Here is a 16,795-nt window from a genome sequence, read left to right on the forward strand (position 1 = left end):
GCTAACTTATTCTTGAAATTTAGGAATAAATCCGCGTTTTAAATGCCGTAAAGTAACGATAACCACAGGCAACTCGTTTGATAGTTTTAATTCGATTATTAATCCCTTCGGTTCGACCATTTGAGAACTTCGTCTCAAAGCCACGCTTAATTCCCTCTTTATAGCGCGCTAAAACTTGACAACGGTGGATTGTATAATGGCTGACACTGTCTGGCCGGAGTTTAAGTAATTGAAAGAAAGTTGTAAAATCACGTTGATTGTAAGCACGCTTCAAGGATTGAATAAAATTATAGGTAGCTCTTAACTCTTGGTCATACGCTAACATTAAGTCTAAGATCATAATGGAATTAACAACGCGATTAAAATAACGTCCTTCGTAATAAACTTTTGTACTTAAATTTTCCCGATCTTGAAGAAATAGCCGCCAATAACGTTTAAGGCGCCGAGCTTGTTTCTGCTCCGCAGAATCACCTTTTCGCAAACGATTGAAGACATGAATTCGCACATGATTCATCGTATCATTAAGGTGTTTGGCAATATGAAAGCGATCATAGATGATTTGAGCACAAGGAAAAACGGTTTTAACTAGTTGATCATAAGCAGCGTTCATATCCATTACCAGATATTTCACCCGGCAACGGGCAGCACGTGTAAACTGTTGATAATGCTTAAATAAACTACGTAATCGCCGATCTTCAAGGAGTTCAAATAAGCAACTCCGATCACCATCAACAGCGATGAAACTCATCTTACCTTTAGCGCTCCGCATTGATTTAAATTCATCAATACATAGTGTTTCCGGTAGATAGTTTAAATTCGGCTTGTATTGATCAGCGAGGTCCAAAAGGACCCGCTGGACCGAAGCTTCACTGATAAACAAATCATGGGCAATATCTTTAATTGTTTGAATTCGCGTTAACCGAAGAATAATTTCACGCCTTAAATCACGACTAATTGTTCGTTGCTTTTCAAAAAGATAACTAGTCGCATTAAATGTTGTATGGCAGTCAGGACATTGAAAACGTTGAGTATTAACAAGCAACATTAATGGTTGAGCCCTAAATTGTCCATATTTGTATTTAGCTTGATAAAAACCATATTTTAAGATTTGTCCACGATTAATAACGCCACAATTTGGACAAGCACGCGGGATATAAGAAAGGGTACAGGATATTTGTGCCACCCGAACGTTTTTAATTGATTTATATTTAAGCCAATGATGAGGAAAATTTAAATGAGGGTCTGTTAAATTGAGGAGAGTCCTTGTATCATTATCCATGGAGGTTACCTTCTTTACTATGTGATTTGGCGATTTCATTGTATCAGAGGGCATGCCTCTTTTTTAGTTTAAAAACAAAAAATCTAGTATTGGTATAGAAAGTGATATTTCTATATCAACACCAGATATTGTAGAGCCGAAATTTTCTCCTCCCTATTTATATACGAATTTTTGGTTATTTTGTACTTTTTTCCTTATTAGTATTTTTTAACATAAATGCTAGTACAAGACCAATCAATTCAGTGACGATCATGCCAATAAATACTAAATGATAGCCGTGAAGGGAAGCGACTTGAGCTGAACTTCCCCGTTGAAGTGCATTTGCAGTAGCAACCGTTAAAATCAGTGTTGAAATAGTAACGCCCGCGGAACCGAGAACTTGCCGGACAGTTGTTATTACGGCTGTTCCGTGGGGGACTAATTCATCAGGCAAGGCATTTGCTCCCAGTGTGACAGCTGGCATCATTACAAAGGCATTTCCACCTTCAATCACCATTGCACAAAGGATCATTCCCAACAAGCTGAGGTGATTAAGGACGATTAATCCAGCAACCCAGCCAATGATAATCATAAACATTCCTACCAGCATTGTCGGTTTAAACCCAATTTTATCAGCTAACTTTCCTGACAAAGGATTCAGGATACTAAGAAAAGCAGCGCCAGGCACTAGGGCCATTCCAGAAACAAATGGACTAACTTTTAATACTCCCTGATAATAAAGGGGGAAAATAATTGTCGTTACAATTAACGCAATATATGAAATCGACGTTAAAAGAATTGCTAAATCATAATTAAAAGTCTTCAATACCCGTAATTCCAATAGCGGGTGCTTGAGGTGAAGCTGCCGAATGCAGAACCAGGTAACCGCAATAAGACTAATGATAAAGATCCCTGCATTTATTCCCCATGCAGGATTCTTTTTTCCAGTTTGGTCAACAACGTACATAATCCCAATTAACCCAATTAGTAAGATTACTGATAGCCAATCAAGGTTCGTTTCATGTCGTTCCATTACATCTTGGATCAGTCCGCTAGCAGCCATTAAAATAATTGCCGAAATAACAAGCATAAAGAGGATAAAAAGGCTCTTCCAGCTAAAAAACTTTAGAACAATTCCTGAAACAATCGGTCCACAGGCAAGGGCGGATCCCATTACCAAACCAGCAATTCCCATTGTTAATCCCCGTTCTTCTTTAGGCGTAATCTCAAGCAAAACAGTTTGATATGATGGGAATAAAACTCCGACAGCAAATGCTTCCATGGCTCGTCCAATCATCATAAACCAGAAGCCATTAATTCCCCAAGACGCGGGGGTTAAAACAATCATCAAGGATCCAATATCAAATAGTCCCAGTGCTCCAATGAACATTGTCTTAAAACTCATATTATTGAGCATCCACGGGCTAATTGGCATGCTGACACACATTACGAGCATAAAACCAGTCGTCAGCCATTGAACGGTTGATGTTGAAATCCCAAAAGCGTTCATTAAAGTTGGATAGGCAGTTGACAACGATGATTGACTAATCGACATCGTAAAGGTACCAACTAGTAAAGTAAAAATAAACCAAAAGCGACTATAACTTTTTCCATTGCGTGCGATACTTTGATCCATATCATTCTCTCCTTCTTTAGAATAATTATTATCTGACCGTTAATTATTATATGTTTTGAATTAGTGAATGTAAATGTTATAATGTCAATAGATTATAATTATTTTAAGAAAGGGGACGACATTATGGCAGAAGCAGAATTTGATCGAGCTCTTGACCATCTCCGTGAAAACAAGGTTCGTCTTACTCCCCAGCGGAAAACTATCTTAAATTACTTAATCAATCATCATACTCATCCAAGTGTCGAAATGATTTATGATGACCTTAAAGACACAGTTGCCAATATCAGTATGGCAACTGTTTACAATACTCTAAAACTCTTCGTTGATTATAATCTCGTAATTGAGCTAAAAAATGGAGACGGCAGTACCCACTTTGATTATTTCGGCCACCCGCATTATCATGTCGTCTGCGATAATTGTGGTAAGATTTCTGATGTTTTTGATGAACATTTTACTGCAATCACGAAAGAATTAACGGTTATGACTCATGAAAAGACTGGCTATCTAGTTACAGGAAATAACATCGAAGTCCATGGCATTTGTCCCGAGTGTCAACGTAAATTACATTTGAATCGTTAGTAAAAAATTCCCCGAAAACTCGGGGAATTTTTTATGCTTTCTTTTGTGTTAATGAAGCAACGGCAAGAATTGCAAACCAAGCTAAAGTTAGTATAAGAGCAATTAAAGTTTGTTTCTCCATACATAAAACAATTAGCACAATAAAAAGAAAAACTAAAATAATATAGTCAGTAAAAGGTGCGCCTGGCATCTTGAAAGTCCTCAATTGCGGATGTTTACGAATATATTTTAAATGTGCCAAGATGATAGCAGCCCACACAAAGAGAAAACTCGTGGTAGCAATACTGGAAACAAAAGTAAAAACTCCTTCTGGCATTACTAAGTTTAAGATAGCGGCAATTCCAATAACAATTGCAGAAATAATAACCGCTGTTGCAGGCACCGACCGTTTAGATAAGCGACTAATCTTACGGATAACAGGCCGGTGAGCAGTAGAGGTTAGCTCAGCCAGCATTCGACCAGTTGTATATAGAGAACTATTACAAGCAGAAGCCGCAGCAGTAATTACAACAAAATTAACGATACTAGCAGCCCCCGGAAGACCGATGTCACGGAAAACAAGGACAAACGGACTATTACTTGGTGAAAGTTTACTCCACGGATAAATGCACATAATGACAGCCAACGCACCGATATAAAAAAGCATAATTCGAACAGGAATGCCATTAATTGCCTTAGGGATAACAACTTTAGGATTCTCTGCCTCAGCCGCTGTCACTCCTACCATTTCAATTCCAACAAAGGCAAATACAACCATTTGAAAAGAAAGCATGAAGCCCTTTGTCCCGGTAGCAAAAAAGCCCCCATCATTAACTAAATTAGCAGGAGTAGCGAGATAGCCGCTTGCCGAATGAAAATTAAGTAAAACTAAAATGACACCAACAGCAATTAAAATAACAATTGCCAAAATTTTAATAAGGGCAAACCAAAATTCGAGCTCACCAAACGTACTAACAGTCATTAGATTTAATCCCAGTAAAATTAGCAGAGTTACTAATCCAGGTAACCATTGCGGAACTTGAGGAAACCATAGTTGAAAATATAATCCAATGGCGGTAACTTCGGCCATCGCCAATGCTAGCCAACACACCCAATAAGCCCAGCCCATTACAAAACTCACGCGATTACCAAGATAATCACGAATCGCATCCATAAACGAATGATAATGTAAGTCGGAAAGAAGCAACTCTCCCAGGGCCCGCATAATTCCAAAACAAATAATCCCAGTAATTAAATATGCTAAAAGGATTGCTGGACCAGCAGCGTGAATTGCCTTCCCCGATCCGAGAAATAATCCCGTCCCAATTGTTCCACCAAGTGCCATTAATTGAATATGACGACTTTTAAGTTTACGTGTAAATTCTTGTTTTTCTGCCATGATCCTCTCTCTTCCTCAATAATTGAAGTTTTATTAATCCTAGTTAGGTTTACTAGTCATTACTAAAAAAATCAACTATGATATATAACATTGAAAACTTATTATATACCATTTTTCGTAGAAGGAGAAATCACATTGCACGCATTAGTTCACTGGATCCCATTTTTTATTTATTTCTTTGCAGGATCTGTCCTTGTCACCCATAATCACCTTTGGGAAAAATTCCCTAACTTCGGCCAGCACATTACAATTGCAACCTTTTTTATCTACTTAACTGCAATCGACTGGCTCTGCTTAACTCCTTCAATGTTTAATTTTAGTTCTACTAATAAACTTTTATTTTACTTTCACGGCGTACCATTTAATATCATCCCTCTCCAAGGACTCAGCCAAGAATTTTTCTTAAACATTGTGATGACTTTGCCACTAGGAGTTTATCTTTATTTAATTAATCACCAAATGCCCTTCAGTCGTGCTATTCTCTATGGCTTTTTCTTCAGCTTATTTATCGAGTGTAACCAATTTGTTTGCGACCTTCTTTTCCATATTGGAAGGGTTGCCGATGTGGATGATTTGATTAGCAATACTATCGGAACTACAATTGGTTTTGCGGTAATGATCATACTTGATCAAACGATTTTTCATCAAGTTATTAAACAATTTATGCTAGTGGGTGGAAAATCTGATAAACTGAATAACTGAGGTGGTAAAAGATGATTACAAATGAACAAAGAGCGCACGATATTGCTCTTACCTTACTACAATCACGAGCAAAAGATCTAAAGCCAATTGAAGCATATCATGAATATGTCAATTCATTATTACCAATCTTAAAGGAGATTGATAAGGATTTTCCCAACGGTATTAAAGAGCACCTTTAATTTCCCGGGAAATTACGATAAAAGAGGCTGGGAGTTAACTCAGTCTCTTTACTGTTTTAAAGATAATTTATACAGTAGCGCGGTAGCTGGCTGAATTCCCCCTTTTACTATTTCATCCTATATATCATAACTACTTTATTGATAATCTCTTTCTTCTTGTTTTATCAATCCAATTGAACTATGATATTAATGATTTTATTTTTAGGGAGGTTTTTCAATGTTTGAAGAAACTAAAAAGAGCTTTGACTGGTTTAGCTTAATTGTTGGAATCTTATTTATTATTGCTGGAATTGCATCATTCATGCGGCCAGATAAAACCCTTCACTTCTTAGCCATTGTTGCCGGAATTGCTTTTATTTTCCGCGGAATTTATGAATTATGGTTCCGTCAACGAATTGGTCAGATCTTAGGAGAATCCTCAGGTTGGTTAATTTTTTCTGCAATTTTAGATATTATTTTAGGGATTATTTTCCTTTTTCAACCAAGCTTTGGGGTACTCTTCATTGCTATTATCTTCGCTATCTGGTTTATTCTTGACTCTATCAATGAATTGCTCAGTGCTAAGTTTTTCAAGGAATTCCATCGCGGATACTACTGGTTCATTGTAATTCTGGCAATTTTGAGCTTGGTATTAGGAGTTATTCTTTTATTTAGCCCATTACTTTCCGCTATTACAGTGGTATGGTTAGTTTCAACATTCTTGATTGTTTTCGGAATCATGAAACTTATTCAAGCATTTTAACGTATACCTTATATTAAAAGAGATCAGTTTTGCTGATCTCTTTTAATTTTACGAATATTTTGAATTATAAGCCTTGTTCCATCATCAAATATTAGGTAGTGAGCATGGTGATCAATTCGTTTTAATCGACCAGTGTATTCTTCATAAAATCCTGTGTTACCATTAAAAAATTCAACTTTTATTAGCGGATGGGATTGGTTCCGTTCAATCATGGCAAGTTGGACTCGTATTCGATGCTTCATCTCAGCCGTGGGATAAGTTTTATGACTATACTTTTCCCCTACCTTTGCTAATAATTGATGATAGCCGGTCAAGGCTGCAAAAGGAGAAAACTGCGCAGCACGATCTTCGGTGGTCATTGGCGTATGAGCTTGAGAAATATGCCGAGGAGTGTTGATGATATCACGATACATTGAGGTATCACTAAACAAGCTTTTTTCTATTTTCAATAAATCCTCATTTCCCATTATGCTTGGTGCCCTCCAATCTGACTGTTCCTTTCTAAAAGAGTAGCGCCTTTTTTCAAATCAGCCGCTCGAATAATGGCATTTTTACCATATTCATTTTGCAAATTAAGAACAAGCCTTTGTAACTTTTGATCCTTTTTTTGAATTTTGGAACGATTCTTATGTTTTTTTGTTGAGTCAGTAAATAAATCTAACTGCTCATTATAATTCGCCAATCGAGCAAGCGTTGGTGAAAGAAGGTGGTTCGCTATTACCGTAATTTTGCGAACTGTCAATCGCCGGTCAAGGCCAGAATCATATAGCTTCATAAATGCCTCCATTAATTCTGTACCAGATGAAGTCGGTAAGGAAAGATCAGCCTTTCCATGCATCGGCTTGGGTACCTGCCGTCCATAGAAGTCGGTTACTAATGGTCCTTGGTAATCCTCCGATATATTAGAAACATCATAGGCGACCCTTAAAGCTACTTGATCAGTTACTAAGTTTTGCTTGGTTAACTGGAGAGCCAATGAATTAACCATCTCTTGTATCACTAACCGGGTTTCTGTAAAGTTATAAGGCCGAGGCAACACCTGTCCAGAATACACCCCATGATCAGATGAATGATAATTTTTGATATCTTTAATGGAGGCGGACTCGTATCCCCATGCATGGTCAATAATAATTTCCGCATTTTTTCCAAATTCGCGGTATAATACTTCCTCATTCATCGGATCAGATAATTTTCCCAATGAACATCGAGCAATATCTCCCATGGTATGAAGACCCAGCTTTTTTAGTCGGCGCGCATACCCAGGACCAATTCGCCAAAAGTCTGTTAGTGGCTGGTGTGCCCAAAGGTAACGGCGAAAAGTGTGTTCATTCATCTGTGCAATCCGGACCCCGTCTTCATCTCCCGGAATCCGTTTAGCTACTATATCCATCGCTACTTTTGCTAAGAAAAGATTGGTCCCAATTCCTGCAGTTGCAGTAATTTGTGTCTCTGCTTTAATCGTTTGGATGATTTCCTTAGCTAAAGAACGGGCGCTAACCTGATATTCATTAAGATAATCAGTAATATCCATCATTACCTCATCAATAGAATAAACGTGGATCTTTTCTGGTGGTAAATAGCGTAAATAAATTTCATAGATGGCGGCACTTTTTTCAAGATAAAAATTCATTCGTGGGCGCGCAATCCTATAACCAATTTTAAGTTTCGGTGATTTTAATAGTTCATCCCGGTAAATTGAAACAACTGGTGATAATCGCTGGTGAGACATTTCTTTGGCACGACGATTATTCAAGTATGCTACTCGTTGTTCCACCTCATACAATCGCGGGCGACCAGAAACGCCAAATTTTTTCAAAGCTGGTGAGACGGCGAGACAAATAGTCTTACTAGTTCGCGATTCGTCGGCAACTACGAGGTTAGCATTTAAAGGATCAAGCCCATACTCAGTACATTCGACCGAGGCATAGAATGATTTTAAATCGATTGCCATATATGTTCGCCCCATTGTAATGTACCTCCATCCTTTTAGTAAATACTATTATATCTTCAATCAAACATATGTTCAAGAAACAGATAAAAATAAGGAGGCTGGGAAAACTCAGCCTCCTTATTTAACTTAATTTAATTATTCAATATCAATATGATTTTCATCGTCATCAGTCTCATCCATCTTAGGAAGAGTAATTGTCAAAACACCATTCTTGTATTGAGCTTTGATATCCTTCTTATTTACATCTGGCAAACGATATTGCCGACTCATTTGGCCATACCGACGTTCAGAATGCAGAACATTGCCATCCTTATCACCATCATCATCAAGGGTATCCCGATGACCAGTAACTGTCAAAATATCATTAGCATAATTAATGTGAATATCCTTCTTATCAAATCCAGGCATGTCAATCTTTACGGTATAATTTTTGTCATCTTCTGTAACATCTGTCTTCATGTGATCAGCAACCGGAGTTAAGTTAGAGAAGAAATCATCGTTCATCCAGTTACGCATGTTCATCAAACTATCAAATAAATTATTACGGTTTTGTAATTCATTAGCCATAAAAAATGCTTCCTTTCTTTCTTATTCATTGTCTATGTTAAACGCTTTCAGCTAAAATGCAACTAATATGCTAGGGACCATTGACTAAAAAGAATATAATAGAAGTAGGAAAATAGAAAGGAGCCGCGCAAGATGAAAAAAGTCACAATCAATAATGTTTCAATGCCTGCAATTGGAATCGGAACATGGAATATGGGAAATTCTCTCGTCAATCGGTCCACAGAAATTAAAGCCATTCAAACTGCAATTGACGCTGGTGCACAAGCTATTGATACTGCGGAAATGTATGGCGATGGTCGTTCCGAAGCGCTTGTCGCTGAGGCCATCAAACCATATAGTCGGGAAAAGCTATTCTTAATTGATAAAGTTCTTCCTTCAAATGCCAGCAAGACAAAACTTGAGCATAGTTTAGACCAAAGTTTAGCTGCCGTAGGAACAGACTATTTTGACCTTTACCTTTTACACTGGCGAGGTGGGATTCCGTTAGCAGAAACAGTCAACGAATTAGAGAGAGTTAAAAAGGCAGGAAAGATTAAAGCATGGGGAGTCTCAAACTTCGATGTCAGTGATCTTGAAGAATTATGGCGCCTAAAAAAAGGCACTGATTGTGTTGCCAACGAAGATCTCTATAATCTCGATAGTCGCGGAATTGAATTTGACCTCCTTCCCTTAATGAAACAACATCAGCTTCCATTAATAGCCTACTCTCCCCTTGTACAAGGAGACAGTTTATCGGGAAAGTTAACCGAGAATCCGCTACTAAAAGAAATTGCCGCAAACCACCATGTGACCGTTAGTCAGATCATGCTTGCATGGGTCTTAAGAATTGGAAATGTCCTTGCTATTCCAAAGAGCAGCAGCCCAAAACATGCTGAAGAAAATGTTGCAGCTGGTAACATTGAACTAAGTGATGATGAGTTACTTGCTTTACAAAAAGAGTTCCCATCACCAAATAAAAAAGTACCCCTCGCAGTAATTTAAGAGTTACAATGTGACATAATAAAGCTAAAAATCGAGGGAGCGAGACAGAAGTCACTTGTGACTTCGTTTTTCGACGCGAAGCTAGCCTCTGGGAGCCCCCGCAAGCAACAATAGGCCTCCAATGTTCGGCTTTTTTGCCGGACGTTGGAGGCCATTGTTGTACTGCGTATTTGCTTTTTATGAAAGTAACTTAACTTATGTCACAGTCCCTGATTTTTTCATAATATGAGGAAAACTAATAATTAATTTTCTTGATTAGCCTTTACCGGGTGATAGCGATGAAGACGTTGAGATCCTACATCGATTTCTGCTGGATTACCTTTGTGACCCGGCTTAATCTCAACAAGGCCTAACTTAATAGCCCCCACAGGACAAACAAGTGCACAAAGTTGACAACCGACACACTTACTCTTATCAAAAACTGGTTGCCGTTTTTCATCATCCCAAGTTAAAGCTTGGTGGGCACCATCTTGACATGAGATAAAACAACGGCCACAACCGATACACTTATTCCAATCAATCTTAGGATAAACCTTGTAATTTCGGTCAAGCTGGTTAGTAGGAATAATATTCTTATTAGCTAAGCCGACAAGATCTTGAAGGTGGTCTACATGCTGTTCTTCCATGTAATGCATTAAACCATTAGTAAGGTCATCAATGATCCGATACCCATATTCCATGATCGCAGTTGTAACTTGGAGAGTAGTAGCACCCAAAAGAATAAATTCAGCAGCATCTTCCCAGGTCTCAATTCCCCCAATTCCAGAAATCGGTAGTTGTTCAAGGCCTGCTGCTGACCGTAATTGTTGTAAGAAACGTAAAGCAATTGGCTTAACGGCTTTCCCAGATAATCCAGAAACAGAAGATTTACCATCAATATTTGGTAAACCAACCTTCTTCTTTAGATCAACATCAACAATTGATTTAACAGTATTGATTGCGGAGAAGCCATCTGCCCCTCCTCCTAGACATGCCTTAACAACCGGAACCATCGTCGTAATATTTGGTGTCATCTTCGCAAGAACTGGAAGGTTAGTCCCGCGTTTAACAGCTTCACAATTCTTCTTACATAATTCTGGATTAGTTCCTACATCTGAACCCATGGTATGAGAAGTCATCTGTGGACAAGAGAAGTTCAATTCAATCATATCAGCCCCTGCCTCAGTTACTAACTTAGCCAGGTTGGTCCAATCTTCCAATGTCTCACCCATAATTGAAGCAATCAAGACTTTATTGGGATATTCTTCTTTTAACCGTCGCATATCAGCCAAGTCCTGCTCCAAGGGGTGTTCTGATAATTGTTCCATATTCTTAAAGGCAACAAAATGCATGTCTTCCTTGGCTAATTCGTTGAACCGGGGAGAAACTTCATCAATCTTAAAGTGTGTTGGTGATAAAGTCTTATATACGATACCGCCCCAACCAGCATCATATGCATTCTTACACATTTCGTAACAGTTCCCAACAGGTGAGGACGACAAGCAAAATGGATTTTCAAAATGAACGCCTAAAAAGTCTACAGATAAATCTTTTTTAATCATTTTCTTGTCCTCCTAACAACCGGTCTATTTCTTCTGCTACTTCTTTTCCTTTCTGTACTGCTACCACAACGGTTTTATCTCCGGCAACAATATCACCAGTCGCAAAAACTTTGGGATCTTTTGTCCGGAATCGTGGTTCACGGAATGGAATATCATTATGCTGTAAGTCAATGTCTAGTCCTTCTGCATTCGCTTTTTGACCAACTGCTAAAATGATCTTATCAGCAGTAATAGTTAATTCACTCTTAATCTTCCGGTGAGTAAAGGTAGCACGATTCTGATGAACTTCTTTTGGAACGTAACCATCAACAATTGTTACACCAGCTTCTTGAGCACCGGCAAGTTCCTTTTTAGAAGCTTTGAATTCATCAAACTGCTCATAAACAACATCGGTAACATAAGGAACGTTAAGCTTCTTTAAGGTTGTTACAACATCCATTGCAACATCCCCACCACCAATAACAAGGACATTTTGCGGAAGATCTTCTAAATTACCCTTACTTTCTTTTGCCCGGGCTAGGAATGAGATTGCTGATTCAGTACAGATATTGTGTTCAAACATTGGAAGCATCTTTGCTTCACTTGTCCCAATAGCAACAATTACTGCATTGTAACGAGCTTTAAGGTCATCCATTGAAATATCTTTTCCGACAGTTGTGTTATAGATAATGTGCGCACCAAGGTCGACAATTCGTTGAACTTCATAATCCACAATTTCTTCCGGCAACCGATACTTAGGAATGCCGTAGGTCAAGTAACCGCCAGCCTTAGCAGCTTTTTCATAGATATCAACTGCATAGCCCTTTTCACGGAGAGTCGTGGCTACTTGTAAACCTGATGGGCCACTGCCAATGATGGCAATACTCATTCCGTTTGGCTTACCGGCTTTAAGAATCTTCATATTCATCTTTCGCTCCATATCAGTGACATACCGTTGAATCCCACCGATATCAATTGGTCCGTCGATTTTAGCCCGGGTACATGCCTTTTCACAGTAACGTTCAGTTGGACAAACACGCGCACAGATTGATCCTAACGCATTGTTTTCCCGAATTGTTTTCCCGAATTGTTTCAGCTGCCCCTTTGACATTACGAAAAAGAACGCTTCGAATAAATTTTGCTGGATTAGTATGTGCTGGACAAGCTTGTGAACATGGTGCATCATGACATAATAAACATCGTGCAGCTTCCTGCATTACGGTTGTCATCGTGTAACCTTTCGACTCTGTTTCATACTTTGAAGTCATTAGACACCCTCCTCTAAGTTGTGACTCTTTGACAATTTTGTGATAAACGTAACTTTGTATATAAATAATATTATATAAACGCTTTCGATATAAGTAGGCGATCCCCTTAATATATTGCATCGTTTATTCTTAAAGTTGATATCTTCGTATATACAATATGAATATTTTTATTTAACATCTACAACAGTTTTTGTATCAAAAATCACAAAAAGAGTCTTATTACTTAATGAAAAATCAAATTCCTTGTACAATTATTACAGAGACATGGTTTGGTTAAATTGAAAGAAGGATTAACATGAAATTTATTTCTTGGAGTGTCAATGGCTTGAAGTCAGCCATTAATCATGGATTTGTCGAAGATTTTAAGCGCCAAGATGCTGACTTCTTCTGTCTACAACGTACACGATTGGATAAAGGCGAAGAACCGATTCAAATTCCTGATTATTACCAATACTGGAATTATGCGGAAAAGAAGGGTTATTCTGGTACCGCCATTTTCACTAAATATAAGCCAGAAAACGTTATATACGGAATGAATAATTCAATTTTTGATAAAGAAGGGCGACTAATCACGCTCGAATATCCAAACTTCTATTTGATTGATGTATACGTCCCAGTTTCAGGTGAAAAGCTGCAACATCTTGATTATCGTCTCGACTGGGATCGCGCTTTCCTTGATTATGTTACTAATTTGCAAAGTAGTAAGCCAGTAATCATTGGCGGTGATATGAGCGTTGCCTATCAACCAATTGACCTAGCAGAGCCGACAGAAGATCATCATAAAGCCGGCTTTACAAAACAAGAACGAGCTGATTTTGGTAAATTACTTAATGCTGGCTTGACGGATACTTTCCGTTATCTCCACCCTAATTTGCATGGTGCATATACCTGGTGGAGTTATCGTTATGACGCACGGGAACGAAATGTAGGTTGGCGTCTCGACTACTTCTTAGTTTCTGATGTATGGAAAGAACGAATTGAAGAAGCCAAGATTCTTTCAGATGTCAAAGGTTCAAGTCACTGTCCAATTGAACTTGTTGCTAATGTTGAAGTATAAGAAAACCGAGCTAAATTTTATAATAGTTAAACGAAAAGAGGTTGGAAAAACCAAAATTTTTCCAACCTCTTTTATCGTATGTTTGAAATTTGTTGATTATCTATTTTATTAAATCTTGTTTTAGTACCAACCGTGTGATTGCCAGAATGATTGAGCAGCACTCCATGAACCGTAACGGCTAGCTACGTATTGATCAGCTACTCGTTCTTGGTTAGCTTCTGAGTAGTCACCATTTAAGTATGATGCTGACAATTGGTATTTACCAATATATTGACCATTCCGTGCACTGTAGCTACCACATGATTCGCGAGCTGCGATCCAAGCCTTGGCAGCAGCATCATTTCCAGCTACATTTGAGTTATAGCCAGTTGATGCTTGAGCACTAGATTGTTGTTGTACATTTTGTGTTTGTGGAGTTTGTACTTGTTGTTGAGCAACTGGTGCTTCTTGGTTTGATTGTACTTGTTGGTTTTGTTGTGCTTGATTTTCAGCAGTTGTAGCTTGTGTATCTGCTTGTGGTGCAACATTTGCGGCTGGTAAAGTAGCAACTTCTTCTTGAGTAGCTGGTGCAACTTCACCATCATCCTTGATTACTAATTGTTGACCAACGTAAATCAAGTTCTTATCAGCAATATTATTGTTGTTTGCTAATGTATCTACAAAAGTTAGATCGTGACCTAATTTGTAAGAGATCCCAGAAAGGGTGTCACCTGCTTGCACCGTGTAAATACTGTCGGCGTTTGCAGTCGTTGCAGTAGCTACTGTTCCTAATGCAACTGCACCAGTAATCGCTGCTGTAATCTTGGCTACTTTCTTAGATAACTTCATTATAAATTCAATCCATCCTTTTCTCTTAATTAATCAAATAACTCATTTCAACAATAACTACTATACAGGATTAGGGTTACGAGCGGGTTACTAGGACTTATCAAATTTCGTTATTTCTGTAATTTTTTGTAACAAACGTTCGCTGATTTTTTTATAGTCGCTTAAACGTTGATTTAATAGTTTTTGAGTAACTTGTAAAATTATAACTAGAATTATCTCATGTAAAAATTATTCAAAAAAACTGCTCATTTTTTCTTGACGATACAAAAATCGCCCTGTAACGGACTGTTTGTTACAGGGCGATGACAAAATTGTCTTAATCGTAATCTTAATTATTCATCAAAACATCAAGCAATTCTTGAGCTGATTCTTTCAAAGCATCCTTTGACTTGTCATTACCAAGGTGAGTAAAGATTTCTCCAACGTATACACCTTGGTCAAATAGCTTTGTAAAGACCTTGTCAATAATCGGCTTAGTTAATTCTGGTTCTTGAACTGGGCCAAATGGGTTAGCAAAGAATGTCTTGCTCATTCCAACTTCATCAGTTGTTCCAAGGGCCTTCCGTTGTCCAGCAATAAATACTTTTTCTGCCTCTTCCTTTGTATCAAAACGATGAATACCAACTTCATCACTGTAATTGTTAGCGTATAGCCACATATCAATATGGTGATGTTTGATTACATTTTCGTAGGTATCAGCAGGAATAATAACCCGAGCATTCTTTTGTTCAGGATTAAGGTAAACACCACGGTCCATGTTATTGAAGGCCACGGCACTACTCAAATCATCAAGACGAACAAAGGCACCAGTTTCTGTTCCTTGAGCATATACCCCTGGTTCACCATCAGTAAGGGTAAAGCTTCCCATGTCATCAAAGATTGTCTCCATGCTGACAATCTTATCGTCAGCTAATTCTTGCAATGCTTCAATTGATTCTGACTTTCCGGCACCTGAATCACCGAAGAAAACAACATTCTTTTCTTTACCATTAGTAAATTTAATCTTCAACATGGACCCGTGAATTGGCAGGCGACCATTGTAAATTTGATGAAGGTTATGGAGCGTCAAGCACATCTTCTTCATGTAACCAAAGTAAGTAGTCTTATCTGTGTAAGGTACTTCACCAACCCACAAATCATTCTTTTCGTCACGATAGTAATGAGAAACCATGCCTTCTGTTTCTTTTAGACCGAAAAGAAGAATCATATCAGGTTTTTGCCCCTTAATCTCATCAGGGGATGCAATTTCAAATAAGTTTGAAAGAGCAATTCCGTTTACCAAGTAATCAACATTGAAGTAAATAAAGGCTAAACTTTCACCAATCTTTGCTGGGTAACAATACCACTTACCACGTTCACCACGGAAACGTTCGATCGGGTTATCTTTTACTTCAGAAAAGACCCCTTCCCGTTTGTTACTCTTAGTGTGCATCATCATTGGTGGACGAAGCATCACGGTATTAATAAAATCAATATCCTTTAATTCTTCATAACCAGCTGGAATTTTCCAATCTTGTTGTTGAACTAAAATTGTTGCGTTAGTTGCCGCATTAACTTGTCGATAAGTCCGGTTTTCAAAACCTTGGAGCTTTTCTTCGAGGATCCGGTATGCTTTACGCACTAAGTCGTTGAATTGAGTATCAATAGTCCGGAACTCGTTACCGATAATCTTATTATCACTAAGATTAATTACCGATACCCGTAATAGTGAACGATAGTATGAGTATAATTCTTCAACACTCTCAAGAATATCTTTAGGGTCATATTCATCAAATACACTATCATCATCAAAAAGAACTTTCTTTAAGATATCAACAAACTTATTAACAGTGGCATTATCAAAAGCATCATCATCATTATCAGGGTTACGTGAAGCTAAATATAAACGGACAATTTCCTTTACTTCATCACTATTAATTAATGAAGGAATATCAGTAAAGTAATTTTGACTATAGTTTAACGTTGCAACACCGCGGTCAGGATTTACATATAATGATTTTGTATCAATAATCTGACTCTCTTTTGACATGGATCTCATCCTTTCATCACTTGAATAACTCTATTATAATATATTTTTTAAGATTAGGATGAAAATAATATGGTGGATTATAGAATGAAGTTAGCCACCCAGTTGGTGGTAAATAAAAAA

At 37.9% G+C, this 16,795-nt stretch carries 15 protein-coding genes and 1 pseudogene; 6 read left to right on the forward strand and 10 right to left on the reverse strand.

The genetic code is table 11. The annotated features are described in order from the left end of the window. Positions 1-19: 19 nt before the first annotated feature. Together SH603_RS07490 and SH603_RS07495 are read right to left on the reverse strand one after the other, a co-directional pair. Positions 20-1,279: an ISL3 family transposase gene (locus tag SH603_RS07490; RefSeq protein ID WP_321533739.1), complete on the reverse strand. Its 1,260-nt coding sequence runs from the start codon at positions 1,277-1,279 to the stop codon at positions 20-22. Between the two features lie 175 nt (positions 1,280-1,454). Further along, positions 1,455-2,894, reverse strand: coding sequence for an MFS transporter (locus SH603_RS07495; protein WP_321533740.1), 1,440 nt, complete (start codon positions 2,892-2,894; stop codon positions 1,455-1,457). A 123-nt stretch (positions 2,895-3,017) separates the two neighbouring features. Between SH603_RS07495 and SH603_RS07500 the strand changes: the two genes are divergently transcribed. Continuing rightward, entirely contained in the window at positions 3,018-3,473 is a 456-nt protein-coding gene (locus tag SH603_RS07500) for a Fur family transcriptional regulator (protein WP_003664217.1), read from the forward strand. Between the two features lie 31 nt (positions 3,474-3,504). Here SH603_RS07500 and SH603_RS07505 read toward each other — a convergent pair whose 3' ends face one another. After that, on the reverse strand, positions 3,505-4,851 hold the full coding sequence (locus SH603_RS07505; protein ID WP_169477611.1) for an amino acid permease: 1,347 nt from the start codon (positions 4,849-4,851) through the stop codon (positions 3,505-3,507). A 90-nt stretch (positions 4,852-4,941) separates the two neighbouring features. On the opposite strand from SH603_RS07505, the gene SH603_RS07510 reads away from it, so the two are divergent. The 3 genes from SH603_RS07510 (at position 4,942) to SH603_RS07520 (ending at position 6,474) form a co-directional block, all read left to right on the forward strand. Beyond that, positions 4,942-5,553 (forward strand): VanZ family protein, encoded by a 612-nt coding sequence (locus tag SH603_RS07510; RefSeq protein ID WP_169473678.1) that lies wholly within the window; start codon positions 4,942-4,944, stop codon positions 5,551-5,553. Between the two features lie 11 nt (positions 5,554-5,564). Then, a complete protein-coding gene (locus SH603_RS07515) occupies positions 5,565-5,732 on the forward strand; it encodes a hypothetical protein (protein WP_003664220.1) in 168 nt (55 codons plus the stop codon). Between the two features lie 217 nt (positions 5,733-5,949). Then, entirely contained in the window at positions 5,950-6,474 is a 525-nt protein-coding gene (locus tag SH603_RS07520; RefSeq protein WP_169473146.1) for an HdeD family acid-resistance protein, read from the forward strand. Between the two features lie 23 nt (positions 6,475-6,497). Here SH603_RS07520 and SH603_RS07525 read toward each other — a convergent pair whose 3' ends face one another. The 3 genes from SH603_RS07525 to SH603_RS07535 all read right to left on the reverse strand — a co-directional run bounded on the left by SH603_RS07525 (position 6,498) and on the right by SH603_RS07535 (position 8,992). Further along, positions 6,498-6,941 carry a hypothetical protein gene (locus SH603_RS07525; protein ID WP_169473148.1) on the reverse strand — a complete coding sequence of 148 codons (444 nt, stop codon included), beginning with the start codon at positions 6,939-6,941 and terminating at the stop codon, positions 6,498-6,500. Then, positions 6,941-8,440, reverse strand: a complete 1,500-nt coding sequence (locus SH603_RS07530; protein ID WP_225437735.1) for a LytTR family transcriptional regulator — start codon at positions 8,438-8,440, stop codon at positions 6,941-6,943. The genes SH603_RS07525 and SH603_RS07530 overlap by 1 nt, the downstream gene beginning before the upstream one ends. Before the next feature lie 120 nt (positions 8,441-8,560). After that, on the reverse strand, positions 8,561-8,992 hold the full coding sequence (locus tag SH603_RS07535; protein WP_134907614.1) for an Hsp20/alpha crystallin family protein: 432 nt from the start codon (positions 8,990-8,992) through the stop codon (positions 8,561-8,563). Between the two features lie 132 nt (positions 8,993-9,124). Between SH603_RS07535 and SH603_RS07540 the strand changes: the two genes are divergently transcribed. Further along, positions 9,125-9,973, forward strand: coding sequence for an aldo/keto reductase (locus tag SH603_RS07540; protein ID WP_169470806.1), 849 nt, complete (start codon positions 9,125-9,127; stop codon positions 9,971-9,973). A 242-nt stretch (positions 9,974-10,215) separates the two neighbouring features. Here the strand turns inward: SH603_RS07540 and preA are convergent, their stop codons facing one another. Then, positions 10,216-11,514 (reverse strand): NAD-dependent dihydropyrimidine dehydrogenase subunit PreA, encoded by a 1,299-nt coding sequence (gene preA / locus SH603_RS07545; protein WP_321533741.1) that lies wholly within the window; start codon positions 11,512-11,514, stop codon positions 10,216-10,218. Continuing rightward, positions 11,507-12,761, reverse strand: a pseudogene (locus SH603_RS07550) (FAD-dependent oxidoreductase). Before SH603_RS07550 ends, preA begins: the two are co-directional and overlap by 8 nt. Positions 12,762-13,056: 295 nt before the next feature. Here SH603_RS07550 and SH603_RS07555 point away from each other — a divergent pair. Beyond that, positions 13,057-13,818, forward strand: coding sequence for an exodeoxyribonuclease III (locus SH603_RS07555; protein ID WP_153705930.1), 762 nt, complete (start codon positions 13,057-13,059; stop codon positions 13,816-13,818). Positions 13,819-13,938: 120 nt separating this feature from the next. Here the strand turns inward: SH603_RS07555 and SH603_RS07560 are convergent, their stop codons facing one another. Together SH603_RS07560 and SH603_RS07565 are read right to left on the reverse strand one after the other, a co-directional pair. Further along, positions 13,939-14,646: a LysM peptidoglycan-binding domain-containing protein gene (locus SH603_RS07560; RefSeq protein WP_169473153.1), complete on the reverse strand. Its 708-nt coding sequence runs from the start codon at positions 14,644-14,646 to the stop codon at positions 13,939-13,941. A 328-nt stretch (positions 14,647-14,974) separates the two neighbouring features. Then, positions 14,975-16,675, reverse strand: a complete 1,701-nt coding sequence (locus SH603_RS07565; protein WP_169477605.1) for a phosphoenolpyruvate carboxykinase — start codon at positions 16,673-16,675, stop codon at positions 14,975-14,977. Positions 16,676-16,795 lie beyond the last annotated feature (120 nt).

The sequence above is a fragment of the Limosilactobacillus reuteri genome (genome assembly GCF_034259105.1).
Classification (GTDB): Bacteria; Bacillota; Bacilli; order Lactobacillales; family Lactobacillaceae; genus Limosilactobacillus; species Limosilactobacillus reuteri_G.